Annotated in this window: 24 protein-coding genes; 19 read left to right on the forward strand and 5 right to left on the reverse strand. The window is 40.8% G+C overall.

Annotated features, from left to right (window positions below):
- Positions 1-53 precede the first annotated feature (53 nt).
- From spt to DDR33_RS19670, 9 genes are all read left to right on the forward strand, one after another.
- Entirely contained in the window at positions 54-1,250 is a 1,197-nt protein-coding gene (spt, locus tag DDR33_RS19630) for a serine palmitoyltransferase (RefSeq protein ID WP_109417510.1), read from the forward strand.
- A 5-nt stretch (positions 1,251-1,255) separates the two neighbouring features.
- Entirely contained in the window at positions 1,256-2,377 is a 1,122-nt protein-coding gene (locus DDR33_RS19635) for a hypothetical protein (RefSeq protein WP_109417511.1), read from the forward strand.
- A 115-nt stretch (positions 2,378-2,492) separates the two neighbouring features.
- On the forward strand, positions 2,493-3,821 hold the full coding sequence (locus DDR33_RS19640) for an inositol-3-phosphate synthase (RefSeq protein WP_109417512.1): 1,329 nt from the start codon (positions 2,493-2,495) through the stop codon (positions 3,819-3,821).
- A gap of 1 nt (position 3,822) precedes the next feature.
- Complete coding sequence (locus tag DDR33_RS19645) at positions 3,823-4,275, forward strand: phosphatidylglycerophosphatase A family protein (protein WP_109417513.1); 453 nt, start codon at positions 3,823-3,825, stop codon at positions 4,273-4,275.
- A 6-nt stretch (positions 4,276-4,281) separates the two neighbouring features.
- A complete protein-coding gene (locus tag DDR33_RS19650) occupies positions 4,282-4,659 on the forward strand; it encodes a GtrA family protein (RefSeq protein WP_109417514.1) in 378 nt (125 codons plus the stop codon).
- The gene (locus DDR33_RS19655; RefSeq protein ID WP_109417515.1) at positions 4,656-7,220 is read left to right on the forward strand and encodes a DUF5686 and carboxypeptidase-like regulatory domain-containing protein; all 2,565 of its coding nucleotides are present in this window, start codon (positions 4,656-4,658) and stop codon (positions 7,218-7,220) included. Before DDR33_RS19650 ends, DDR33_RS19655 begins: the two co-directional genes overlap by 4 nt.
- A 46-nt stretch (positions 7,221-7,266) precedes the next feature.
- The gene (locus tag DDR33_RS19660) at positions 7,267-8,553 is read left to right on the forward strand and encodes a DUF4833 domain-containing protein (protein WP_109417516.1); all 1,287 of its coding nucleotides are present in this window, start codon (positions 7,267-7,269) and stop codon (positions 8,551-8,553) included.
- A 19-nt stretch (positions 8,554-8,572) separates the two neighbouring features.
- Positions 8,573-9,193 carry a sterol desaturase family protein gene (locus tag DDR33_RS19665; protein WP_109417517.1) on the forward strand — a complete coding sequence of 207 codons (621 nt, stop codon included), beginning with the start codon at positions 8,573-8,575 and terminating at the stop codon, positions 9,191-9,193.
- 1 nt (position 9,194) lies between these two features.
- Positions 9,195-10,133 carry a phosphatase PAP2 family protein gene (locus DDR33_RS19670; protein WP_109417518.1) on the forward strand — a complete coding sequence of 313 codons (939 nt, stop codon included), beginning with the start codon at positions 9,195-9,197 and terminating at the stop codon, positions 10,131-10,133.
- Between the two features lie 13 nt (positions 10,134-10,146).
- On the opposite strand, the gene DDR33_RS19675 is transcribed toward DDR33_RS19670, so the two are convergent.
- Positions 10,147-11,190 carry a response regulator gene (locus DDR33_RS19675; protein WP_109417519.1) on the reverse strand — a complete coding sequence of 348 codons (1,044 nt, stop codon included), beginning with the start codon at positions 11,188-11,190 and terminating at the stop codon, positions 10,147-10,149.
- Positions 11,191-11,565: 375 nt separating this feature from the next.
- On the opposite strand from DDR33_RS19675, the gene DDR33_RS19680 reads away from it, so the two are divergent.
- Complete coding sequence (locus DDR33_RS19680) at positions 11,566-12,384, forward strand: XRE family transcriptional regulator (protein WP_109417520.1); 819 nt, start codon at positions 11,566-11,568, stop codon at positions 12,382-12,384.
- An 11-nt stretch (positions 12,385-12,395) separates the two neighbouring features.
- Here the strand turns inward: DDR33_RS19680 and DDR33_RS19685 are convergent, their stop codons facing one another.
- Positions 12,396-13,121 (reverse strand): DUF72 domain-containing protein, encoded by a 726-nt coding sequence (locus DDR33_RS19685; protein WP_109417521.1) that lies wholly within the window; start codon positions 13,119-13,121, stop codon positions 12,396-12,398.
- Between the two features lie 59 nt (positions 13,122-13,180).
- A complete protein-coding gene (gene corA / locus DDR33_RS19690; protein ID WP_109417522.1) occupies positions 13,181-14,134 on the reverse strand; it encodes a magnesium/cobalt transporter CorA in 954 nt (317 codons plus the stop codon).
- 193 nt (positions 14,135-14,327) lie between these two features.
- Here corA and DDR33_RS19695 point away from each other — a divergent pair, with 193 nt between their 5' ends.
- From DDR33_RS19695 to DDR33_RS19715, 5 genes are all read left to right on the forward strand, one after another.
- Positions 14,328-15,335, forward strand: a complete 1,008-nt coding sequence (locus DDR33_RS19695) for a TIGR01212 family radical SAM protein (RefSeq protein ID WP_238387872.1) — start codon at positions 14,328-14,330, stop codon at positions 15,333-15,335.
- Between the two features lie 553 nt (positions 15,336-15,888).
- Positions 15,889-16,965 (forward strand): porin, encoded by a 1,077-nt coding sequence (locus DDR33_RS19700; RefSeq protein ID WP_109417523.1) that lies wholly within the window; start codon positions 15,889-15,891, stop codon positions 16,963-16,965.
- Positions 16,966-17,216: 251 nt separating this feature from the next.
- Positions 17,217-18,623, forward strand: a complete 1,407-nt coding sequence (locus tag DDR33_RS19705; protein ID WP_109417524.1) for an ammonium transporter — start codon at positions 17,217-17,219, stop codon at positions 18,621-18,623.
- Positions 18,624-18,878: 255 nt separating this feature from the next.
- Positions 18,879-19,568 carry a tyrosine-protein phosphatase gene (locus DDR33_RS19710; RefSeq protein WP_238387873.1) on the forward strand — a complete coding sequence of 230 codons (690 nt, stop codon included), beginning with the start codon at positions 18,879-18,881 and terminating at the stop codon, positions 19,566-19,568.
- 388 nt (positions 19,569-19,956) lie between these two features.
- The gene (locus DDR33_RS19715) at positions 19,957-20,241 is read left to right on the forward strand and encodes a hypothetical protein (protein WP_109417526.1); all 285 of its coding nucleotides are present in this window, start codon (positions 19,957-19,959) and stop codon (positions 20,239-20,241) included.
- A gap of 17 nt (positions 20,242-20,258) precedes the next feature.
- Here the strand turns inward: DDR33_RS19715 and DDR33_RS19720 are convergent, their stop codons facing one another.
- Together DDR33_RS19720 and DDR33_RS19725 are read right to left on the reverse strand one after the other, a co-directional pair.
- Positions 20,259-20,678 (reverse strand): helix-turn-helix domain-containing protein, encoded by a 420-nt coding sequence (locus DDR33_RS19720; protein ID WP_109417527.1) that lies wholly within the window; start codon positions 20,676-20,678, stop codon positions 20,259-20,261.
- Between the two features lie 43 nt (positions 20,679-20,721).
- A complete protein-coding gene (locus DDR33_RS19725; RefSeq protein ID WP_109417528.1) occupies positions 20,722-21,279 on the reverse strand; it encodes a UpxY family transcription antiterminator in 558 nt (185 codons plus the stop codon).
- A 622-nt stretch (positions 21,280-21,901) separates the two neighbouring features.
- Between DDR33_RS19725 and rfbF the strand changes: the two genes are divergently transcribed.
- The 4 genes from rfbF to DDR33_RS19745 are packed head-to-tail and all read left to right on the forward strand — an operon-like array spanning position 21,902 to position 25,779.
- Positions 21,902-22,714, forward strand: a complete 813-nt coding sequence (rfbF, locus tag DDR33_RS19730; protein ID WP_109417529.1) for a glucose-1-phosphate cytidylyltransferase — start codon at positions 21,902-21,904, stop codon at positions 22,712-22,714.
- 37 nt (positions 22,715-22,751) lie between these two features.
- Entirely contained in the window at positions 22,752-23,843 is a 1,092-nt protein-coding gene (locus tag DDR33_RS19735) for an NAD-dependent epimerase/dehydratase family protein (RefSeq protein ID WP_109417599.1), read from the forward strand.
- Positions 23,844-23,853: 10 nt separating this feature from the next.
- Positions 23,854-24,408 carry a dTDP-4-dehydrorhamnose 3,5-epimerase gene (gene rfbC / locus DDR33_RS19740; RefSeq protein ID WP_109417530.1) on the forward strand — a complete coding sequence of 185 codons (555 nt, stop codon included), beginning with the start codon at positions 23,854-23,856 and terminating at the stop codon, positions 24,406-24,408.
- Between the two features lie 21 nt (positions 24,409-24,429).
- Positions 24,430-25,779 (forward strand): NAD(P)H-dependent oxidoreductase, encoded by a 1,350-nt coding sequence (locus DDR33_RS19745; RefSeq protein ID WP_109417531.1) that lies wholly within the window; start codon positions 24,430-24,432, stop codon positions 25,777-25,779.
- Positions 25,780-25,808 lie beyond the last annotated feature (29 nt).

Genomic DNA, 25,808 nt, shown 5'->3' on the forward strand with positions numbered 1-25,808 from the left:
GCAGGTAATCAGATAAATGAACTTTACTTTTACAAAAAATTAACTTCACCTTAATGCGTAAAAAATTACAAGATAGAGTCCTTTCTTTTACAGAGGCATTAGAGATTAAAAGAAAGGGAATGTATCCATATTTCAGACCCATAGAATCGGGGCAGGATACGAAGGTGTTTATAAATGGCAGGGAAGTTTTGATGTTCGGTTCTAATTCATATCTCGGACTTACCAGCCATCCGAAGATTAAGGAAGCTTCCAAGAAAGCCATAGATAAATATGGGACGGGTTGTGCAGGGTCGAGATTTCTGAACGGTACATTAGATATTCACCTGGAGTTGGAAAGACGGCTTGCTCAGTATGTTGGCAAGGAGTCTGCTGTGATTTTCAGTACAGGATTTCAGGTGAATCTGGGAGTTTTGTCTTGTATTACCAACCGGAATGATTATTTAATTCTGGATGAATACAATCATGCTTCTATTATTGATGGAAGCAGGTTGTCGTTTTCGCGCACCATTAAGTATGCGCATAATGACATGGAAGATCTCAGGGCGAAACTTAGCCTCCTGCCGGAAGATGCGGCGAAGGTTATAGCCGTTGACGGGATCTTCAGTATGGAAGGGGACATTGTTAAGCTGCCGGAGATTGTTGAGCTAGCCAATGAGTTCGGAGCTAATATTTTTGTTGATGACGCCCACAGTTTAGGTGTAATTGGTTTGAATGGGGCGGGTACTGCATCTCATTTCAATCTTACCGATGAGGTAGATTTAATCATGGGTACTTTCAGTAAGTCTCTTGCTTCTTTGGGCGGTTTTATTGCAGCCGACGAGATAACGATCGATTATATAAAGCATCGTGCCCGGTCTTTGCTGTTTAGTGCAAGTATGACTCCTGCATCCGTTGCGAGTGTCCTTGCAGCGCTTGATATCATCGAGGAAGAGCCTGAGATCATTGATAAGCTTTGGGATAATACGAATCATGCGAAAAAGCTTATGTTAGATGCAGGGTTTGATCTTGGTGCTACGGAAAGTCCTATTCTCCCTATTTATATCCGGGATAACGATAAAACATTCCAGGTAACGAACCTTTTGCAGGAGAATGGGGTATTTGTAAATCCTGTTGTTTCTCCGGGAGTTCCTTCTGATTCTTCCTTAATCCGGTTCTCTCTGATGTCGACTCATACCTTTGAACAGATAGAAGAGGCCGTGGAGAAGCTTGTTGAAGCTTTCAGAAAAGTAGAGGTTTTTGCCTTTAAATAGGAGACATGAAAGAGGTAAGGCCAATTGATTTCAGGAAGGAACTCAAACTCTTTATTGATTTTCCCCATGAGTTATATAAAGATGATCCGAATTATGTTCCGGAGCTGTATATAGCTCAGAGGGATTTGCTTACTCCAGGTAAGCACCCTTTTCACGATCATTCGAAGGTGCAGTTGTTTCTGGCTTTTGAAAATGGAAAAGTGACAGGGCGTATAGCGGCGATTCTGAACAACAATCACAATGCTTTCAATAATTCGAGTGATGGCTTTTTTGGTTTTTTCGATTGTGTAAATGATCAGGAAACCGTTGAACTGCTGATTGGGGCGGCTGAAAAGTGGCTTAAAGAACATGGGGCGACTACGATAATCGGTCCCATGAATTTCTCTACAAATGAGACGCTTGGTTTGCTGATCGAAGGATTTGATACTCCTCCGGTAGTTATGATGCCTTACAACGCCCCTTATTATCTGGAATTGCTTGAGAATGCGGGCTTAAAAAAGAAAACAGATCTTTTGGCTTATGATGTTCCATACGATACTCATAATGACAGGTCTGTAAAGCTGCTGGATACTCTGGAAGCGCGGCTCAAAAGGAGCAATATAGTGATTCGTACGATCAATATGAAGAACTTTTGGGAGGATGCAGCAAAGGCGAGGGACGTATATAACCAGGCCTGGAGTGAGAATACAGGGTTTGTCCCGATGACGGAGAAAGAATTCCATCATATGGCGAAAGATCTTAAGATGATATTGAATCCTGACTTTTGTCTGATCGCTGAGCAGGAAGGTAAATTTATCGGTTTTGCTCTCGGGATACCAGATCTTAACCAAATTCTCATTAAAATCAGGAGAGGAAGACTGTTGCCATTTGGGTTGTTCAAGCTTCTTACCGGGATGAAGAAAATAGACAGGCTGCGTGTATTGATCCTTGGCGTAGTAGAGGGACATCGTAAATCCGGGATAGAGGCTTGTCTTTATGGAAGGATTATCAAGAACGCGAGACGCCATAACATTAAAGGGGCCGAATGTTCTTGGATGCTTGAGGATAATTACCTGATGAATAATGCTATAGAACAAATAAACGGTGTCGTTTATAAGAAGTACCGGATACTGGAAAAATCAATCTGACGGGTATGGGGCTGGTCAGGTGATTGAGGTGGAATAGGGAATTTACAAGCTATTTGTAATCCGGACTAACGCATCAAGATATACAACAATAATTGAACACTAAAAAAAAACAAAAATGAAAGAATATGTAGAACCCGCAGAAGGAAAGTTGGGTATTTTAATCCCCGGCTTAGGTGCTGTTGCCACTACTTTAATTGCAGGGGTAGAAGCTGTAAAAAAAGGGTTGGCTAAGCCAATAGGTTCTCTTACACAAATGGGAAGTATTCGTCTTGGCAAAAGAACAGAGAGCAGATATCCGAAAATCAAGGATTTTGTGCCTCTTGCTGAGCTTAACGACATTGTTTTCGGTGGATGGGATGTCTATGAAGACAATGTTTTTGATGCTGCGATGAAAGCAAAGGTTCTTGACGCTGAGCTTTTAAGGGCTATTCAGCCGGAACTGGAAGCGCTTGTTCCGATGAAAGCTGCTTTTGACAAGCGGTATGTGAAAAACCTTGACGGAACTAACGTTAAATCTTTTACAACTAAAAAAGATCTGGCTGATCAGGTTCGTGAAGATATCCGGAACTTCAAAGAAAAGAACGGTTGTACCAGAATGGTGATGGTATGGTGTGGTTCGACCGAAATATATCAGAAGGAAGGTTCTGTTCATCATTCTATCGCAGCGTTTGAAGCTGGTTTGGAAAACAATGATGAGCACATTTCTCCAAGTATGATCTATGCTTATGCTGCTTTGAAAGAAGGTGTGCCTTATGTTAACGGAGCTCCAAATCTGACAGTTGATACTCCTGCACTAGTTGAACTTGCAAAAGAAACAGGGAATCCAATTGCCGGAAAAGACTTTAAGACAGGTCAGACCCTGATGAAAACGATCATCGCTCCTGGTTTAAGTGCAAGGGCTCTTGGTGTTCGCGGTTGGTTCTCTACGAATATATTAGGTAACAGGGATGGTTTGGTACTGGACGATCCTGATAACTTCAAGACGAAGGAAGTATCGAAACTAAGTGTTCTTGACGAGATCTTCCGTCCTGAGGCAAATCCTGATCTGTACAGCGAGCTTTATCACAAAGTGAGGATTAACTATTATCCTCCTCACGGTGATAACAAGGAAAGCTGGGATAACATCGACATTTTTGGATGGTTGGGTTATCCAATGCAGATAAAGATTAACTTCCTTTGCCGGGATTCAATTCTCGCGGCTCCGGTAGCGCTTGATCTTGCATTGTTTACGGACCTTGCGAAGAGAGCAGGAATGAGTGGTATTCAGGAGTGGTTGTCATTCTACCTGAAGTCTCCTCAAACTGCGGAAGGCTTACATCCGGAGCATGACATCTTCAAGCAGCTGATGAAGTTGCAGAACACTCTTCGTCACATGATGGGAGAAGATTTAATTACTCATTTGGGTTTGGATTATTACCAGGACCTGGTTGAGTCGATGCATTAAAATGTATAAATTAATTTCCACCGGACTGGGTATCGGGTATATTCCAAAGGGAGGGGGGACGGTTGCTTCCGTTGCCTGTTGTCTTTGCATTTATTTCTTCCGGCCCGGTGGAGATTATTATGATATTTCTATATCTGCTGTTGTCACTGTTATACTGATAGCAGTTGGGATTCTGACTTCCTATAAGGTAGAATCTGAGTGGGGAAAAGATAATTACCGGGTGGTAATTGATGAAATTGCGGGGATGTGGATTAGTTTGCTGTTTATACCGGTAAAATTAAGTTATATCATCGCCGGATTGATTTTGTTTAGAATATTTGACATTGGAAAACCTTTCTTCATCCGAAAGATGGAGAACCTTCCCGGAGGTATTGGAGTCATGGCAGATGACGTTCTGGCAGGAATATATTCAAATATTCTTTTACAAATTGCAGTTGCATACAATTTGCTGTAAAAAAACATGCTAAAATTCCTAAAAGCACAAGTGGCATCGTTTTCTGGTACGGTTGTTGACTTTTTAACTACATTAGTCAGTGTTGAGATTTTTAATGTATGGTATGTAGCAGGAAATATAACGGGGAACATTTGCGGGGGAATAACAAATTTTTACCTGGGGCGGAATTGGGTATTTAATTCGCGGGACAGGAAAGTATATATACAAGGAATCAAATATGTCATTGTCTGGGCAGGAAGTATAGCCCTTAATACCTCGGGGGTTTTTGTTCTGACTCATTTTTATGGCATAAATTATATAATAAGCAAGGTAGTGGTATCCTTGCTGGTGGGATTTACTTATAACTACCTTTTACAGAATTATTTTGTGTTTAAGCAGTCGTGAAAGAATATAACAAATATCAATATATCAGAAATGTGCTGGTCCTGGCGCTGACTTTTTTATCATTTTTGTCAGTTGCCCAAACCGTTGTCAGGGGCGTTGTAACGGATGCAAAGACCAGGGAAACACTGCCCTATGTAAGTATTATTATACCGGGTACATCTTTAGGCACGCGCACAGATGCTGATGGAAGGTATTCAATGAAGATAAGCGGAGATTACAGCAAGATCTCCTTCACTTATGTTGGCTATAATCAGTTGGTCAGATCTGTTGTTCCGGGAAAGGAGCAGACTTTAAACGTCCAGTTGCAGGCATCTGCCAAAATGTTGAATGAAGTAGTGGTGAAGTCGGGGAGACGGAAAAAATATCGTAATAAAGGAAATCCAGCGGTTGAACTGATCGAAAAAGTGATTGAGAATAAACCGAAGAACAGGCTCGAAGGTTATGCTTTTACTGAATATGAAAAATACGAGAAGCTATCTTTTGCTTTAAGTCATATCTCACAGGACTTCCGTGATAAACGGGTATTTAAAAATTACCAGTTTCTCTTTAAGCAACAGGACTCTACAGCAGTCGGTGGAGAAACTATTATGCCTTTATACATGGAGGAAACTCTTTCCAAGAATTATTTCAGGAAGAATCCCAGCAAAAATAAATCAATTGTTCTGGGAAAAAAGAAGGTTGACTTTGATCCTAAGTATATAGATCAGCAGGGGGTAAGTGCATATATGAACCGCATGTATCAGGACATTGATATCTATGATAACAATATTGCTGTGGTTAGTAACCAGTTTTTAAGCCCGATAGCGAACAGCGCGCCTCTTTTTTACCTGTATTTTATAACGGATACTATATCAAGAGGGGACACGAAGCTGGTAGAACTAAGCTTTGCGCCCCGGAATAAGGGTGATATGTTGTTTCAGGGCAAATTGTATGTTACGCTCGACGGCAACTATGCGGTTGAGGGAGCGTATCTGACGGTTCATAAAAACATTAACCTGAATTTTGTGCGGCAGTTTGAAAGCCAGCTGGAGTTTTCTAAGAATATGGCTGACGGGCATTACCTGCTAAGCAAAAGTACTCTTTCTATTGACTTCGGGATCAGTAAGAATAAAGGCACCGGGGTAGTCGGAGAAAGAACGGTTTCTTTCAAGGATTATAAGATAAATCAACCGGCTCCTGACAGTGTTTATGAAGGGCCTCCTGTGGTTATTGCAAAGACAACAGACGATAAAAAGGCAGTGGTGCTGGAACAGAACAGGCACGAGGTGCTTACGCAGGCTGAAGCCAGCATTTACAAAGATATTGACAGTCTTCAGAACATGAAGTCTTTTAAGAGGACTGCTGAACTGGTTACATTTTTATTTGCCGGGTACAAAGGGTTTGGCCCGTTCGAAATTGGACCGGCGAATACCTTTTACAGCTTTAACCCGGTTGAGGGACTGAGATTGAGGTTGGGTGGACGGACAACTCCGGAGCTCAGTAAGAGATATTACTTTGAAACTTACGCGGCTTACGGTACCCGGGACGAGAAATGGAAGTATTTCGGCAGTGCCACTTATTCTATCAATAATAAGTCGATCTATGCTTTTCCCCAGCATTACCTTCGCACAAGCTATCAAAGAGACACCAAGATACCGGGGCAGGAACTACAGTTTGTTCAGGAAGATAATTTTCTTCTTTCGTTTAAGAGGGGAGAGAATGATAAATGGCTGTATAATGATCTGTGGAGAATCGATTATGTGCATGAATATGAAAATCACTTCTCGTATAGTATAGGGTTTAAAAATTGGCGGCAAACTCCTGCCGGCGGTCTCAGATATAACAGGTTGGTAAACAATGACCTTGTTCCTATTGATCGTATCACAACCTCTGAGGTGAGCATGGAATTGCGTTATGCGCCCAACGAAAAGTTTTACCAGGGCAAAATATACAGAGTACCGGTCTTCGGTCCGGATCCCATCTTTACTTTGCGTTATACGCAGGGAATAAAAGGGATCCTTGGCAGTTCTTACAATTATCAGAATGTTACGGGTAATGTGCAAAAGAGATTTTACCTCTCCCAACTGGGCTATAGTGACGTGACTGTAGAGGGCGGGTATATTTTTGGAAACGCACCTTTTGCTCTTTTGGGGATCCATCGCGCGAACCAGACCTATGCATACCAGCTTAATTCATATAATCTTATGAATTTCCTGGAGTTTGTAAGTGATCACTATGCCAGTTTGAATATAGATCATAGTTTTAACGGGTTCTTCCTCAATAAAATGCCTCTGATAAGGAGGCTTAAGCTAAGAGAAGTTGTCAGTTTTAAAGGCCTGTACGGTGGGTTAAGGCAGGAGAATGATCCTTTGAGTCATCCCTCTTCACTACAATTTCCTGTTAATGATGAGGGAATCCGGACGACCTATACCCTGGAAAAGCAGCCATACATAGAGGGTAGTGTCGGGCTGGCAAATATTTTCAAGTTATTGCGGGTAGATTTAGTAAAGCGTTTTACCTACCTTGACCATCCGGATGTTGCAGAATGGGGAGTACGGGCACGCGTAAAATTCGATTTCTAACATTACCTTTGCAAAAGGATTAGGTTAATTTAATATTGAACAGAATATGTCAGACGTGTCTTTAAGGACCAGCCTTCAACAGGGCATTTATAAAATCATAAACCCATTCGTGAGGTTCCTGATCCGCATGGGATTAACTCCTAATGCGGTTACCACAATAGGACTTCTTCTTAATATCGGTGTAGCTGTCATATTTATAGCAGGTGCGGAGAAGGGAAACCGGGGAGATCTTAGTTTTGTTGGCTGGGCCGGTGCGCTCATTTTATTTGCAGGATTGTTTGACATGCTGGATGGCCAGGTTGCGCGCCTTGGAAATATGAAATCGACTTTTGGAGCATTGTATGATTCTGTACTCGACCGTTACAGTGAACTGGTGATGTTTCTTGGAGTTTGTTATTACCTCGTGTCTCACCATTATTTCCTGAGTTCGCTGTTTGCTTTTATAGCCCTGATCGGATCCATGATGGTAAGCTATACCCGGGCCAGAGCGGAAGGCCTTGGCATTGAATGTAAAGGAGGCTTTATGCAAAGACCGGAGCGTGTGGTGCTGATCAGCGTGAGTGCTATTGTATGCGGAATTACTGCAGGCATTATCGGCGGAGATTATAAGGTGTATGTTCCGGGAATCCCTTTCCACGTGTTCGAGACGATGTCGATCTTCACTATTCCGATTACTATAATGGCTATTCTGACGAACATAACGGCAGTAAAACGTCTTCTAGATTCCAAGAAAGGGCTGGAAGCTAAAGACAGGGAAGATGCTTTATTGTCATTAGGAAAAAAAGCATCTGTTGTGTTGTTTGTATTGCTGTCGGCAATGAGCATGCAAAAAGTTGCTGCAGAAGATAGGAGTCCCGAATCTCAGAGTATATCTTTTCCAACCCCTAAAGGGATCAGCCGTCAGTTATTCTATTTGCAAAGGGATCCGAATACCAATACGATCATTTGTCAGCTTAACACCGACGAGAAGGGTGCAGTTGACAAAGAGAATCCGGTGAATGTGTTTTGGATGAGGTATGCGGATAAAGGGCAAAAGGCTGATTTGAACTATATTCAGCGTAAGTTTGCTTACGGGATAAACAGCAGGCCTCTTGGTAATGAGAAGTATGAGCTTAAGTTTGTTTCGTACGGGAAATTTCCGTTATATCTGATGAAAGATAAATCTGACCAGTATCGTGTTTATGCAACGATAAACAAGAGGCAGATTATATTAAACCGGATTTATGTTCATATAGAGGGAGGTACCTTATTTGTCCCTAATGTAAAGTACGTTGAGTTGAGAGGGCTTGATGCCAGCACTGGAGAAGAGGTGACTGAACGTATGAAAGTGTAAACTCCTAATCTGTTTTACGATGAAAAAGAATTTTGTATCTAATTCGCCTGAATCGCAAAGAATGTTCAGGAGCGATTTACTTGAAAACCTTTCAAAGGTGCCGTTTTATGTGCCTTTAATAGTATATATTCCTGTGATTGGATATATGATCTGGATGGCTTTGGCAGAGGAAAAAATGGAAATCCTGCATTTTGCAGTGGCTTTAGCATTAGGAATCCTGGTTTGGAGTATTGTGGAATACGTTCTTCACCGGTTTGTTTTTCATTTCCATCCTGAAGCTCCATGGGCAAAACGCATTCATTTCATTTTTCATGGTGTACATCATGATTATCCGAATGACCTGAAGCGGCTTGTAATGCCTCCGTCTGCGAGCATCCCCTTAGCAACACTGTTTTTTTTATTGTTTAAGGCGCTTCTTACTGCGTATTATTTGTATGCTTTTTTCGCGGGATTTATAGCTGGCTACCTGATATATGATATGACGCATTATGCTTTGCACCATTATAATTTTAAGAATGAATTCTGGAAAAAGTTGAAAAAACATCATATGCTTCATCATTATTCTGATGAAACTAAGGGGTATGGGGTGAGTTCGGCACTTTGGGATGATGTGTTCAGAACTAATTTCTTGAAAAAATAAAATGTCTGTTACCACGAAAACAAAATCTATTTCCCTTCCGGGCAGAAATACGTACATAGTAGCCCTGGTATCTGTAATGTATCTCCTGCTGTCGTGGTTCCTGATTGGCTACAAACAGGAACAGCTTGTGCTGGTGGGGCTTTTCAATACATTGTACTTTGCCTCCGGCGATACACGCAGGCTTATACTGGGATTCTCGATCTTTATTGTATACTGGATAATATTTGATTATATGAAGGCGTTCCCGAATTACCAGTATCACACGGTGGATATTGAAGGAATCTATTATTTTGAAAAAGATATCTTTGGTATAAAACTCGGTAATACTACCTTAACGCCTAATGAATATCTTAAGTTTTTTGCCTCTCCTTTTCTGGATATCCTGAGTGGTATATTCTATCTTACATGGGTTCCGGTGCCTCTTATTTTCGCCGTTTTTCTTTTTTTTAAGAAGCGTCTGTATTTTTTCTATTTTTCTTTGACCTTTCTTCTGGTAAACCTTATAGGTTTTGTTATTTATTATCTTCATCCCGCTGCTCCGCCATGGTATATCCAAAGCTATGGTTATGATTTCAATCCTCATACTCCGGGTAATACAGCCGGTTTATCCAGGTTTGACAGTTTACTTGGCATGCCGGTATTTAAGTCGATCTATGCGAAGAGTTCAAATGTATTTGCGGCTATGCCGTCATTGCATTCGTCTTATCCTGTTATTGTTCTTTATTATGGTTTAAAGAGCAAGCTTAAGTATGTTAATGTGCTTTTTGCGATCATCATGGGGGGAATCTGGTTCGCGGCAGTATATTCAAGTCATCATTACGTAGTTGACGTACTTGCGGGGATCCTGTGCGCAATATCAGGGATTATATTATTCCGGTATCTTCTTAAGACAAGAGTGCTGAGCCGCTTTATTGAAAGCCTCATGAAGGCAACAGCATGATCCGGCGCTCATATTAATGTTGCTCTAAAAGCCATTTAATATTTTCCTTCGTTAATGGTTTGTTCAGAAAACCAACTACATTATTATATTCTGATGCTTTTTGCTTGTCGAGGGGATTTATTGAAGATGAGAGAATGATCACCTGATTGTTTATTTCATTTTCCCGCATGAAATCCAGGCATGCCCATGCGTCCATTACCGGCATATTTATGTCGAGGAGAAGGAGAGCGTCTATCTCGCAACCTTTGATAAAGTGCATTCCCTGGCTGGGATCAGTAAAAGCAGTAACGTGAAGCTGTGGATTCATAGATCCTATAAGCCTTGTGTGGATCCTGTTGGCCAGGGGCTCATCGTCGATTAAAATGAGTTCTTTCACTTTTTTTAAAAGCTTTGTTTTGAAAGTGCTTTGGTTCGTGTGTGAAACCAATTTATTTAATTTTTGAACGGCGTCGTCCAAATGTTTTGCCTGTTCTCCTATCACCAAAAGTAACTCTTTAATTCTGTCGGCGCCAACTAAATCATCAGACATATTTTTAAGCATGTCGGATAGGGCAAGTATATTAGTGAGGGGAGCCCTTAGCTTGTGAGAAGTAATGAAAGCTAATTCGCCCTCATCTTCCGGAAATTGCGAGCCGGGCTGATAGTTGGTGATATCACTACAGATACACAGCATCTTGGAGGCTATACCTGTCTGCCTGTCGAATATCAATTCTCCTCTCTGATATATAAGACGTTCAGTCTGTCCCTGGATTATACGGTGTTTTACGCTGTATACTGAATTGTTTTCGAGGGCGACACTGAAACTGTTTTGCATCTGTATCTGGTCCTCATAAGGAATAACAGATGCAAAAAAAGCCACAGGATCCTGTATTCTCGTGTATCCTGTTATTAATTGTGCCTCTTCTGACAAATTGGATATATCGAGCGGATTGCCCTTGTTATTTCTTATTTGTATCTCCCATGTCCCGGTAAGAGTGAGCCGGCATACAGCAGATAAGAGAGATAAGGCTTCAATTAATTTAGTTTCATATATTTCTGCAGTGCTCAGATTGTTCATACTGGTTCAATGTCTTTTATTCATTGATATACACTGATTCCGGGGCTTCAAACCGCTCTCAGCCGTTAATGGCATTGCTTTTGTAAAATTTATTAGCAATCCGGATGAGGAGGAAAAGATGATAAACGAAAGATGAATTGTAAACGAACCTGTAATGCCCATAATTCGTAAAAAGGGATTTAAGTGATAATTGAAAGACTCTAACACCCGCTCCGCTGATTTCGATTTTGGTATAAAGTCGTTGATGAAACAGAAAGCAGAGCTGACTTTTAAATTCATTTTGTTGACGCTTAACGATTATAAATTAAGAGAATCAAAAACTTACCCGCTCTTTTTTATAATATTAACCAATTCAAAAGTAAATAAATATTCCAAATGCAAGAAATACTGTCAAAAATCTCTATAGCTACGAGAATTAAAGATTTGAGGCATCATGCTGGGCTGTCGCAAGCGGAAGTTGCGCAACGCCTTAATATTTCAAGGAGCAATTACTCGCAGATAGAGTTGGGGAACCAATTCCCCACCTTTGAGGTATTATATAGACTTGCCAGTTTTTATAGCAAGTCTTATGAGTGGTTTTTACATGGAAGTGATGATATTGTGAAGGATGAGTTTTTTTTTGCGAACGAGCATCCGGGTTTTATAAAGCCGGATGCCGCTTCTGCTGCTAGCGGCATCCAGCTGATTTTATGCAGGAAGAGGGAGCATTATATCCGGATGGCCACAGATGGCAATCCTAAGGAATTTGAAGTTCTTCCGGATATTATGTGGAAACGGCCTGGCTTAATCAGGGCGTTTGAGGTTGAAGGGGACTCGATGCGGAACGCTCTTTTTAGTGGTGATATTGTGATCGCCCGTTTTATTTCTTCTCCTGCTGAAATCGAGGACCGGCATGTATATGTTTTGGTGACAGGGTCGGAGTTGCTGATAGAGCGTGTTCTGGTGTCGAACAAAACTTCGGGAGTTGTCATCTGTATTTCAGATGCGGATCCGCTGGCGCGGCGTATCCTTCTGTTTGATGATATAAAGGAAATTTGGAGAGCTGAAGGTAAATATTCCGAGGAGTTATCTTATGCGGTGGAAGATGTTAATAAATACATAAGTCATTTTGAGACTACGGTCGAGAAATTAAGGTTAGAGATTGAGAAAATAAGAACATGTATTGGAGAGAATGGGGGTGGCCTTGTCAAATGAGTTACTTGTTGTCAAACTGAAGCATTGAGTTCGATCATTTTTTGTGCGTTGTATACTGCAAAAGTTTGAATATCATTATTGAAAAAGACGTATGCCTCTCCCGGCAATTTGCTGTTCTTGATTTTTTCTGAAAGTGCAGATAGTTCGTTATCAGTGTAATTGGAGGCATAGAGTTTTTCTTTTCCATGAAGCCGGTAATATAAAAGTTCGGTATTGGCAACTACTGTATCTGGTAAAGTAGGGTGGCTCATTCCGCAAAACGTGATGTTTCTTTCTGCCAGGATATTGAATACTGTTTCAGACCACCATGTTGGATGCCGGAATTCGAGTACATTAAGGAATGAAGGATCGATGTTGTTTATTATCTTTTGAAGACGTTCTTCTGTGTAAGAGAATTTTGGTGGCATTTGAAACAGGACGCATCCCAATTTTTCTCTAAGGCCGCTTCTCACTGTTGTGTAAAAGTCGGAAAGCATATCGGTGGTACCTGAAAATTGTTTATAGTGCGTTATAGCCCGGGGCGCTTTAATAGCAAACCTAAACGTGTCAGGACTTTTTTTATACCAGTTTTGCAAAAAAGACAGTTGCGGAAATCTGTAGAATGTGACATTTAGTTCAAGGGTGTTAAAGGACTGGCAATAATAATCGAACCATTTAGTCTGTGGAAGCCCATCAGGGTAGAAAGAACCTTTCCAGTGCTTATAGTGAAATCCTGAGCATCCAATGTACCAATCCATCCGTCAGAGAATTTGCAAACGAATGGAGAACGTTTTCCGGAAAGAATGGTTTGCTATTATTACAACCAGTTTTTCTTTTTAAAGTACATTAGTGTTAAAGCCGATGAGAGAACCATGAGAAGAATTGCAAAGGCGTATCCCCAGCCCCAATCAAGTTCAGGCATAGCCTTAAAATTCATACCATAGACACTGGCTATAAGTGTGGGGGGCATAAAAGCAACGGTTGCCACAGTAAAGATCTTAATAATGTGGTTTTGCTCGATGTTTACGAATCCCATGAAAGTATCCTGAAGGTATTCCAGTCTTTCGAAAGCAAACTTGTTGTGTTCTAATATTGAGCTTATATCGCGGATCATAATCCTTAAGACAGCCATGTATTCTTCGGGGAAGCTGCTGCTTTTCATTAATGCAGATATCAGACGTTGTTTGTCGATAATGTTCTCCCTCAGAGACATTGTTTCATTCTGAAAGGATGAGATTTGAATAAGGATCTCTTCATCTGATCTTTTCTTTCTCAGGATGAGTTGCTGATTAAGTTCGGCAATATGCCGGGCGAGTCCTTCAATCAGATCTGCATCGTGGTCGATGGATGTTTCAAGCAGAGTGAGGAGGATCTGGTATCCGTTAATATATGATGCCGGGCTTGCTTTTATTCTTTTTACGGATTCGCTAAAAGTCTTGAGATCATCGTCCCGGTAGGTGAAAAGAATGCCTTTCTCCATAATGATAGACACCGGGCAGTAAACAAACCCTTTTTCTCTCATAGAAAGAAAATTGGAATTAATAACCAGTTCATCTTCCACTTCACTGAACCTCGAAGAGCTCTCAATTTCCTGAGATTCTTCTTCCGACGAGTACTTAATGTCGAAGTATGTTTCGATGGTAATCTTTTCCTCTACAGTAGGGTCCTGAAGGTCAACCCAAATCATGCTTTCCATTGGGATGTCTCTCAGTGCCTCCAGGTCACTTTCTTTGGCAAGTCTGCGGTCTTTTTTATAATAGATTCTAAGCATATTATAGTCTAAGCGAAGTGTGTCCCTAACATATTGTTGATTTGGTGCTGTAGTTTTGCGGTTTCTCCCTTTTCAATAGAAAAGGATACCTGCATGGATTAGCAGCTTCATCCGGAATTCAAAGTTACAACATAGCAAATAAGTGTGAAATCCTAAAAACTGTTTTATAATCGTATCTTTGTTCTTTGGTTTAATGCCTGTGAAGCTGGAATTGATCAGCAACTCTTCCTTAGTAAATGATATGAATGTTGATTTTGGGTTTAAGACGTATAATAACTACGGAGCTTATCTTAAGAATAAGTACGAGGGTAAACGAGTATTCAAAATAATCGTGGACGGAGGATTTACCTGTCCTAACCGAGACGGGAGTAAAGGATACGGTGGATGTTCTTATTGTAATGTTGATTCCTTTACTCCTGAATTATCAAGAAAGCTACCTACGGTGAGGGAACAGGTAGAAAAAGGGATGGATCGGGCGATAAACGGGTATGCAGCCGAGAAGTTTATCATTTATTTTCAACCCAATACGAATACTTATGCGCCGGCTCATTATTTGAAAATGATGTATGATGAGGCCTTAAGTATTGCTCCCGGGAATGTTGTGGGGCTGGCAGTTGGTACCCGGCCTGATTGTATTGATCAGGAGAAAGTGGCTCTGCTGGAAAGTTATGTGGAGAAAGGGCTTGATGTTGACCTTGAAATGGGAATGGAGTCTATATACAACGATACCCTTCAGAGGATTAACAGAGGATGTACCCACGAGGAACTAGAGTTAGCCTTAGGTTTGGTTAAGGATTCTTCACTGGATGTATGTGTTCATACAGTATTTGGTTTTCCCTGGGAAACGAAGGATATGATGCTGCGGTATGCGGAAGAGATAAATCGTTTTCCGCAGATCAAATTTGTAAAATTACATCAATTATATGTAGTAGAGGGTTCCATAATGGGTGTTCAATATAAAAGGAATCCTTTCAAGTTGTTTACGCTGGAGGAATATACGGATTTCCTTGCGGCCTTTATCCCGCTTCTGCGACCTGATATTATCTTACAAAGACTTTTCGGGATTTCAGATTATGATCTTCTCATTGCTCCCAACTGGGGATTGAAGAAGTCTGGTATTCAATCCTATATTGACAAGGAGCTTGAGAGAAGGGGTGTTTTTCAGGGGAGTGCCTTTGTTTCTGCGAACTACGGAAAATGACATCCGTGTTTAACTGTTCTTCTGGCCTTAACCTTATTATAGCTACGGCAGATCTTAGCAGCCGCCCCAGGTTGTAATTTTTGATCCTGTCGTTTTATGTGATTTGATTCTTTTTCCTTTCTTTTCGTTCGGTCTGTTTCTGGGTGTTTCCTCTTTTTGATGTCTTTTTTTTGGCAATAATTTCTATTTTGCTTAGTTGGTTGTTGTTTTATTTGAATTTTTAATGCTTTTTATTGATGATATTGTAATTTTATATGCAAAAAAATTGTTTTTTTGTTTTTATATTATTAGTTTTATGATATTAATCAGAATTTTTTAATTTTTTATTACTAATCTGTCTTTTTTGTTTTGTATGAAACAGTTTTACCTCGTTGTTTTATTTTGTTTTGAGTTTTTCTTGGGTTTTTTTTGGAATTTTTCCATTATTAGAAAGGGGGGTGTTCCTTAGTTTTTGTTTTTAACTAGCTTTAGCGGTGGTGGCAATGGTGTGATTCTTCAGGAGTATAATCAATGAAATAATTAATCAATCGACCTTATTTAATAACTAACGACCATGACAAAAATTTTAAAGAAATTCTGCGTACTGTTTTTGCTGTCTTTTTCTGCAAGTTATGTATCTGCTCAGGATACGACATCCAGTTCTCCTCTTCAGATTTCCGGATCCGCTGATGCTTATTATAAGTATGACTTTGCTGGGTTAAAAGGGGGAGTGGGGAATATTCCTACCTCTTTTGCGAGTGAAAATAATTCTGTATCGCTTGGGATGATAGATATTATGTTGAAAAAAGCGACCGGGAAGGCATCGTTTGTCGGTGAGGTTTCTTTTGGACCACGCGGGCAATATCAGTCGCTCCTGAACTCTAACGGGACTTATGACGAAAGTCCTGGGGAGGTGAGTAATAGTTTTCATATTCAGAATCTGTATATGACCTATGCGTTTACTGATAAGTTTTCTATGACGGCTGGGTATATGGGGACTTTTGTAGGGTATGAAGTTATATCTCCTGTTGGGAATTTTAATTATTCTACATCTTATTTGTTTACAAACGGGCCTTTTCAGAATGCTGGTATAAAGGCCAATTATGCTATATCTGACAAGGTTGGGGTTATGGTTGGGTTGTTCAATGACTGGAATCTTTATCAGGATTTTAATGGAGTTTCGGATTTTGGTGCGCAATTGTCCCTGAGCCCAGTGGAGGGTTGGAGTGCCTATCTGAATGTAATAACCGGGCCGACATCGGGAACTGAGTTTGATTTGACAACTGCTTATCAGCTTACGAAATCTTTTAAGCTTGGTCTTAATGCGGCGGATTATTCCAAGCCGAATGAGGATGATGGTGGTTTCTCCGGAGTGGCCTTGTATCCTCAGTATGCATTTTCTGATTCGTTTGCACTTGGTTTGCGTGGTGAGTATTTTAAGCGTAAAGATGTTGTTGTGGGGGGGGTGACGGAAGCTGGTACAAAAGTGACAGCTTTTACCTTGTCGGGGAATATAAAGGCTGGAGGTTTGACTGTTATTCCGGAGTTAAGGCTGGATCGGGATTCAGCTGAGGCGTTCCTTAAAAACAACAATGGAGATATGACGAAATCAGCTTCTCAGTTCTCTTTGGCATTGGTATATGCCTTTTAGTGTTTGTTGTAGTTTTGGTCATTTGTTAATGATTTTTTAAGATACTAATTAGGTTTAGTGTTGTTAAGAGGGTTTGAATTTGGTTTCAGCCCTCTTTTTTATTGCTATTGTTTTGTTTTTTTTGTTTTAATCGGCTATTTGATTGTTTTTTTTGAGATTTTTAATATTTTTCGTAAAATAAATTTCACTTTTACTTTAAAAATCGTTTATTTTTGTAATAACAGCATTTTAAACCAATAAAAAGTATTGATATGAGCAAAAGTTTAGTAAAGCAAACGGTTCCGTTCCTTCTTCTGCTGGCAGCGGCCTGTGTATCTATTTTCATTCCTTCTCTGCCTCACTTTGATGATGGCGGCAAAATCTACAATGGTGCAGATATCGCCTGGGTTCTTGTTTCCACCGCTCTTGTGTTTTTAATGACACCTGGCCTTGCATTTTTCTACGGAGGAATGGTGCATCGAAAAAACGTTTTGTCGACTATGATAAAAAGCGTTGTTGCTGCGGGGATTGTCACTGTTTTATGGATCGTTGTGGGCTTTAGTCTTGCCTTTGGAGATTCTATTGGCGGAATAATAGGAAATCCGGCGACTCACTTATTTTTTAAGGGAGTAAATTCTGGAAGTCCATGGCCTGGAGCTCCTACCATTCCATTTACGCTTTTTTCAGTATTTCAGCTGATGTTTGCGATCATTACTCCGGGCTTAGTGGTTGGTGCTGTTGCAGGCAGGATCCGCTTTACTTCTTATATTACGTTTATAGCGCTCTTCTGTTTATTTGTATATGCTCCGCTTGCTCATTGGAGCTGGCATCCGTCTGGTTTTCTTTTTAAAATGGGAGCGCTTGACTTTGCAGGGGGAACAGTTGTACATATATCAGCAGGATGTGCGGCTCTGGCAGGAGCGTTGGTTTTGAAGCAGAGGAGGGCTCATCTTGAAAAGAAAGAGGTTCCTCCAGCGAATATCCCGTATGTTCTTATTGGTACAGGATTGCTGTGGTTTGGATGGTTCGGGTTTAATGCAGGATCAGCATTGGGTGCGAATGCCCTGGCTGTTTCAGCTTTCGCTACTACAAATACTGCGGCGGGAGCTGCCGGACTTGCATGGATGTTCTTCGATGTAATTAAAGGGAAAAAGCCGTCGGTGCTTGGATTCTGTATCGGGGCTGTAGTCGGCCTCGTCGCAATAACTCCAGCTGCCGGATTTGTAGCAATTCCGCAAAGTATTTTCATTGGATTTATAGCTGCCATCATATCCAATGTAGTGGCGCATAAGATCACTAATTCGAAAATTGATGATACGCTGGATGTATTTGCCTGTCATGGTTTAGGTGGAATGGTTGGGATGCTTCTTACAGGGATCTTTGCAACTAAATCTGTCAACGGTGCTGGTGCAGATGGGTGGTTTTACGGAAATCCTGAATTCTTTTTTACCCAGCTTAAGGCAATGGCAATAGCTGTGGCATATAGCTTTACTGTTTCATATGTAATTTTTAAAGTGATAAACCTGATTCAGCCGCTCCGGGTTTCACAGGAAGAGGAAGAGCTTGGGCTTGACGCTACCCAACATAATGAAAAGTACATGCAGGGTACTTTGCTGGTTACAAAGAACGGCGTACTGGCTGAAGATGAGGAGATGATAAGAGACGGGGAAGAACTGTAACCGGTCGGGATATATTTACAAACAATAAGCTTTAGCCTGGGTTTTAGTAAACTAAGACACAAGCTAAAGCTTATTTGCTTTATAAATATCTTATCTTTGTGAAAGATTCAGTTTGTATTGTCTGGGCATAATAAATAATAAGTGGTTGTAATAGGGGGAGGTGCTCTATAATGGAGCTTTCTTTTGCCCGTACATTGTTTAGAGATAATGTTTTCATTCTTTTCACGAAAATCTGTAGTTAAAAACCTTGAATGGATGGGTGTAGACATGCATTCTCATCTTATTCCCGGTATAGACGACGGGTCGCCCGATGCTCCGACTTCTGCGGGATATATAAAAGAGCTTCATGAGCTTGGAATCGAAAAGTTTATTTGTACGCCCCATGTTTTTATGGAGGTTTATCCCAATAGTATTGAAACTATAAATCCTGCTCTTAATACTTTAAAAAACGAACTGAAGAGTCATCGCCTGAATGTGGAGGTATCGGCAGCAGCAGAATATATGCTGGACCCTGATTTTGATAAGCTGCTCGAGGAGAAAAAGCTACTTTGTTTAAAGGATAAATACGTGCTGGTAGAGATGTCTTATCAGGTTGAAACCCGGAATATTGAAAAGTATATTTTTGATCTGAATATAAACGGCTATAAGCCTGTTCTCGCTCATCCGGAAAGGTATATTTACTATCATAATAGCTATCAGCAATATCATAAGCTACGGGAGCGGGGTTGCCTTATGCAATTGAACCTCCTTTCATTGTCGGGTTATTATGGTAAATCAGTTCGCCAGGTTGCTCTTAGTCTTTTACAGGATAAGCTGATTGATTTGTGCGGAACGGACTTACATCACAGGCGTCATTTGGATATTTTAAAGAAGTTTGTTCAGAGTGGAACAGCCGGTAAGATTTTGAAAGATTATCCTATGAAAAACAGAGAATTATTATTTTGATTGTTCTGTATTCCGGAAATTATAAGTTTGAATTCTTTTTGTAATTTATGTTTATTATAATGTTTGTTTAATATGTAAATTTAGCATGTGGTATTAGGGGATAATTTATCCACAGCTGGTACAAGTAATTCCCCGATATGGTGTTTGACGGAAAAATCCATATCTATATAAGCAGCCCGCCGGTAAACAAATAAGAAATAATACTATAACCTTTATAATGGCACCGGCGTAAAACAAAATCTGAGGCAGCTTGTGTTTAATACTCATAATCATTCCGTATTTTTACTCGCTTTTTAAAGCTTCTTCTTTTAGTTATCAATAGTGCGGTTCCGGGGATAACGACGTTAATAGTAATTTTAAGTTCTGGCAGAATAAGAATATAGAATAAATGATAGTTGAAACGAATAAGGACGTGCAGCACGTAATTGCAATAAATGGAGAGCCTCATGTTGTTAATATAAAGGAGTTTGAGGCGTTTTTAAAGCAATGTGAGCAGTTTATGTCTGTAGACAGCAGTGGTATAGATACAATGGTTCAGATAATATCTGATAATTTACTGGACGGAGCACCTGCAGGGACAACAATAGAAGAGTTGCGTCCTCAGCTTAAATTTATCAGGGAAGTAGGCTTTCTGCTTAAGAATCTTGCTACTCCCCTGATAAATCAACTTTAATCCTGTACCTTCAGTTTTTACATATTTGTGGCGCTATTGCTTTCATCGGCTGATGGCCGGGAAGTAGTGGACTGCGACGAACTTTCAATGCAGTTTAGCAATAGTTTGTTATATCTTTCAAGGAGATCAATATACTTGTCTTTCCACATACAGGTGTTTTGGTTGTTTGAAGGTGTGCTTTCTGGTTTTCCGGGATTTTCAATAGATGATGAGATATTTGTTTGTTTTTCTTTGTTGAACAATTCGGGAAACTCGCCGGAAAAGTCGTAGTTCAATACGTGTCCAATGCGGTAGATAATCTCCGCCTTCAGATGTTTCTGATTGAACCAATTGTAAACAGAGCGTCTGTTTACCTTTGTCAGGCGGGCCAATTCGCTAATGCTATAGCCGTTTCGCCTTATTATCCGTTCAACTATTTGCCCATGGTGCTGATTCATAAAAAGTAAATGTACTTAGTCCGTTTCCGGAAATGCAGGTCAGTTATTGAATTGCTAGTGTTTGATAATTAGTTGAATTTCGCATTGTTATTGAACTGGGATCGGTTTTTATTTTAGCCATCAAAGCACAGTCAAGTTGTTTAATTACTATTAGAACCCTTTTCCCCTGAACCTCGAGCACTTCACCATGCTGGTCAAAAAAGATGCCATCATTAAAGGTTACCTGGTCGCCAATATTGAGATTCCTGAGACTCACTGATTCTATGTCGGAATATTGGGAAACGTACTTTTGGATTTTTTCAATGTCAGTTGACGGGACAACTGCAGGTTTATTTGAAAAATTTATAAAATTAATGACTCCTGTTGTTTGAAGTACTTTGGATTGCTCCTGGTTATTGATTTTAACAAAGACATAAGAGTTAAACAGGGGAAGCTCGACTTCTTTCATCCGATCTGCCCATTTTCTTCGTGTCCGGACTGATGGGCAATAACTTTCAATGTTTTGTTGTTTAAGTAGTTGATCTACTTTTTTCTCGTACTTTGACCTGGTATAAATAACCAGCCATTCCGAGCGTTCGGTTGGTAAAAATCTTTTATTCATATGAGAGCGATGAGTAACGTTAATCGAAAATAGAAAATAATATGGCACATCAAAGTGACGCTTACCAATATGTATATTACTATGTGAATTTATGTGAAATTTGTTCTGTCTGTGTGAAAACATGAATTAAAACTAGAGAAATGGGATAAAACCCCATGTTGTTGCTGAAATATCATACAACTTATAAATAGAGTATGCGAATTCCTCTTTTATTGAGTTGTTGTTTCTCAGTGTTGCACATTAGTTTACAGTTTTTTACCAATACATCTTTTCTGCTTCGGAAATTTGATTTCCTGCGCTATTTTTAGCAAAAAAATCCGGGGATCAGTGCCCGGGTTTGGGGTGAAAATAAGTTGGTTTATTTTTTATATAAAAGGGTGCCACTGTAAGTGGAGTGGCGAAGCTTTAGCAGTTCTAGTGCTGTTTATTACTGGTCTGCGCAATTACTTCTTGTAAGTTACCATCTGGGTCCTATTAATTACTATAAGTATAAGATCTATCAAACCTCACAGTCTGGTATAATATATCTGAATGTCCTTTCTATAATATTCTGATTGTATTTATAGCTTGTTTACAAATTGTTTAAGCAGAATACATAATAAATAATCCAAATCTTAAGAAAATGAAAGCAGTTATTCTTGCAGGGGGGTATGGAACCCGAATTAGTGAAGAAAGTGGAGTAAGGCCAAAACCAATGGTTGAAATTGGGGGGAAACCTATACTCTGGCATATCATGAAGATTTATTCATGTCATGGCATTAATGACTTTATTATTTGTTGTGGTTATAAAGGACATGTTATTAAAGAGTACTTCTCAAACTACTTCCTTAATAATTCTGATATCACCTTTGACATGAGAAACAATAACCTTACCGTCCACCGGACCAATTCAGAACCCTGGAATGTTACACTGGTCAATACAGGTTATAATACAATGACGGGCGGCCGGTTAAAAAGGGCAAAAGAATATATTGGTGATGAAACATTCTGTATGACTTATGGAGACGGACTAAGTGATATTGATATCAGTGAGCTCATTAGTTTTCACCATCTACAGGGAAATTTAGCAACGCTTACAGCGGTTCAGCAGCCTGGCCGTTTTGGAGCATTTAATCTTGGCGTTTCAGAAACAAAAATCGAGCATTTTCAGGAGAAGCCGGAAGGGACAGAAATGCCTTGGATAAACGGCGGTTTTTTCGTTTTAGAACCTTCCATTTTCGAATATATAGAAGGAGACCAAACCGTTTGGGAACATCAGCCTCTTGAAACCCTTGCCCGTATGGGACAATTATCAGCATTCAGGCATTCGGGCTTCTGGCAGCCCATGGATACATTGAGAGATAAGAATGTGCTGGAAGGCCTATGGAATGCTGGAACGGCGCCATGGCATGAAGAAGCAATTATGAGGAACCGTATCCGGTTAAATGAATTTTAAATATTTAAGGCTACAGCTAATAATCTATTTTTTTATTATGAAGATTTTGATCACTGGTAACATGGGCTATGTTGGGCCCGCTGTTGTGAGTCAGCTCAGGGCTACATTCCCGGAGGCAACCTTAATTGGATATGACATGGCTTATTTTGCTTCTTATCTTACCAATGCAACTGTATTTCCAGAGAGTAAGCTTGATATGCAGATCTTTGGAGATGTGAGGACAATTTCGGCTTCCGTGTTAAGAGGGGTTGATGCGATTGTTCACCTGGCTGCAATTTCCAATGATCCGATGGGGAACCAGTATGAAGATGTGACACTGGATGTCAATTACAGGTCGAGTGTGAGGATTGCAGAACTTGCAAAGAAAGAAGGTGTTGGGGCATTTGTTTTCGCTTCCAGTTGCAGTATGTATGGCGCAGCTGAAGATGAGGCCAAGACGGAAGCTTCTAAGCTTAATCCTCTTACTGCATATGCGCGATCAAAAGTGTTTACTGAGCAAGGTCTTAATCCTCTGGCAGATCAGGATTTTACTGTTACCTGCCTGCGCTTTGCAACAGCTTGTGGTATGAGCAGTCGCTTGAGACTCGATTTAGTCCTCAATGATTTTGTCGCAGGTGCCGTGGCTTCAGGAGAAATTAACATTCTGAGTGATGGCAGTCCGTGGAGACCTTTAATTCATGTAAGAGATATGGCGCGGGCTATCGAATGGGCTGTTGGCAGGGAGGCAGTGAACGGGGGGGAATTTCTGGCATTAAACACCGGCAGCAATCTTTGGAATTTTCAGGTTCTGGAGCTGGCTGAGGCGGTTTCTGCATGCATCCCGGGCACCCGCGTCAGTGTCAACAAAAACGCCGCTCCAGACAAAAGATCGTACAGAGTAGATTTTAGTTTATTCAACTCTCTTGCTCCAGATTATCAGCCTTTGTATACTTTAACTCAAGCAATTGAAGAGCTTTATCTGGGATTAAGCGAAATGGAATTTAAGGATCCCGAGTTTCGCAGCTCTCATTTGATGAGATTGAAAGCTCTTAGCCACTTGCTTAACACCAAGCAGGTTAACGGGGATCTGCAGTGGATCCCCTCCAACAGAATTAATTATAACGACAAACTCCAGACGGAAGTTATATAACCAACAGTATATGTTATTTACAAGGACCAAGTTAGAAGGCGCATTTATCATTGATATTAAAAAACTGGAAGACGACAGAGGGTTTTTTGCCCGGTCATTTTGCCAGAAAGAGTTTGAAGAATATGGCCTCAACGCAAATATTGTTCAGGCGAATCTCAGTTTCAATCAGGCTAAAGGGACTTTGCGGGGCATGCATATGCAATTGTCTCCCTTTTCAGAAGTTAAGTATGTGAGGTGTACAAGGGGGTCAATCTACGATGTTATTGTTGATCTTAGGGAAGGTTCTGATACTTTCAGACAGTGGATTGGCGTTGAACTGAGAGCAGAAGATTACCGCATGCTGTGTGTGCCGGAGGGTTTCGCCCATGGTTTTATCACACTTGAAGATAATACAGATGTGGCTTACAATGTAACACAGTTTTATACACCTTCAGCCGAAAGAGGGTATCGCTGGGATGATCCGGCGTTTGGTATTGTCTGGCCCTTTAATCCTGTTGTGGTTTCAGAAAAGGATCAGGCACATCCTCTGTTCAGTTTCCAGAATTCAAGCTTGATAACAGAATAATAAACACTTAGCAGATCAGGAATGATAATTTTAGACACAGCTTTACAAAAGCGCGCCAGCGAAGGCAATCCTGTCCGGGTTGGTTTGGTTGGTGCTGGATTTATGGGGAGAGGGATTGCTCTCCAGATATGCAGATTTGTTCCGGGAATGGAATTAGTGGCGATCTGTAACCGTAGTATTGAAAAGGCAAGACAGGCCTATGAGGATGCGGGAATAACCGATATCGAAGAGGTCTCATCTCTGAACAACCTGGAGGAAAATATCCAAACCGGGAAGTTTAGTATTTGCAAAGACCCGTTTTTGTTATGCCAGGCTGAGGGAATCGACGCGGTCATTGAGGTGACGGGAGCTGTTGAATATGCTGCCAGAGTGGCAATCAGCGCCATACAAAACAAGAAGCACCTGATTCTGATGGATGCGGAGCTGGATGGTACCGTGGGGCCGATATTAAAGGTATACGCCGACCGTCAGGGTGTGATATACACCAACAGCGATGGGGATCAGCCAGGGGTAATAATGAACCTGTATAGATTTGTAAAATCATTAGGTGTAAAACCTGTTCTATGCGGAAATATCAAGGGTCTTCACGACCCTTACCGTAATCCTACGACCCAGGAAGGTTTCGCAAAGAAATGGGGACAAAAGCCGGAGATGGTTTCCTCTTTTGCAGATGGTACCAAGATATCCTTTGAACAGGCGATTGTTGCAAACGGAACGGGAATGAAGGTTGCCAAAAGAGGAATGCATGGTTATTCCCTACCTTCAGGCACCCCACTGAGAGAAGCTATCGAACTTTTTTCTGCAGACGAACTACAGGAAGGGCCGGGAATAGTAGATTATGTTGTAGGAGCAGAACCAGGCCCCGGAGTCTTTGTACTTGGCACGCATGATCATCCTCTTCAGAAGCATTATCTGAATTTGTACAAACTAGGAGAAGGACCTTTATATCTATTCTATACTCCTTATCATCTTTGTCACTTTGAGGTGCCTCATACTGTTGCCAGGGCTGTATTGTTTAATGATGCGACGCTTGCTCCGGCAGGTCCGCCCATGGTAGAGGTAGTTGCCGCCGCTAAGATGCATTTAAAAGCGGGAGAAACGATAGACGGGTTGGGTCATTATATGACTTATGGCCTGGCAGAAAATGCCGATGCCGCAAGATCAGAGAATCTTTTGCCTATTGGAGTTGCCGAAGGATGCGTGTTAAAGAGAGATATTGAAAAAGATACTGTTCTTACATACGATGATATTATTCTGCCTAAAGGGCGGCTAATTGACCGGCTTCGGCAGGAGCAGAACGACTATTTTTACAAGTCGCAGGATTTATTTCCCTCTCTTTCTGAGATTACTGCCGGAGATCTGGTTGAATAAATAAGAATTGAACTTTTTGAACCTAAAAA

It is taken from the genome of Pararcticibacter amylolyticus (assembly GCF_003130405.1).
Classification (GTDB): Bacteria; Bacteroidota; Bacteroidia; order Sphingobacteriales; family Sphingobacteriaceae; genus Arcticibacter; species Arcticibacter amylolyticus.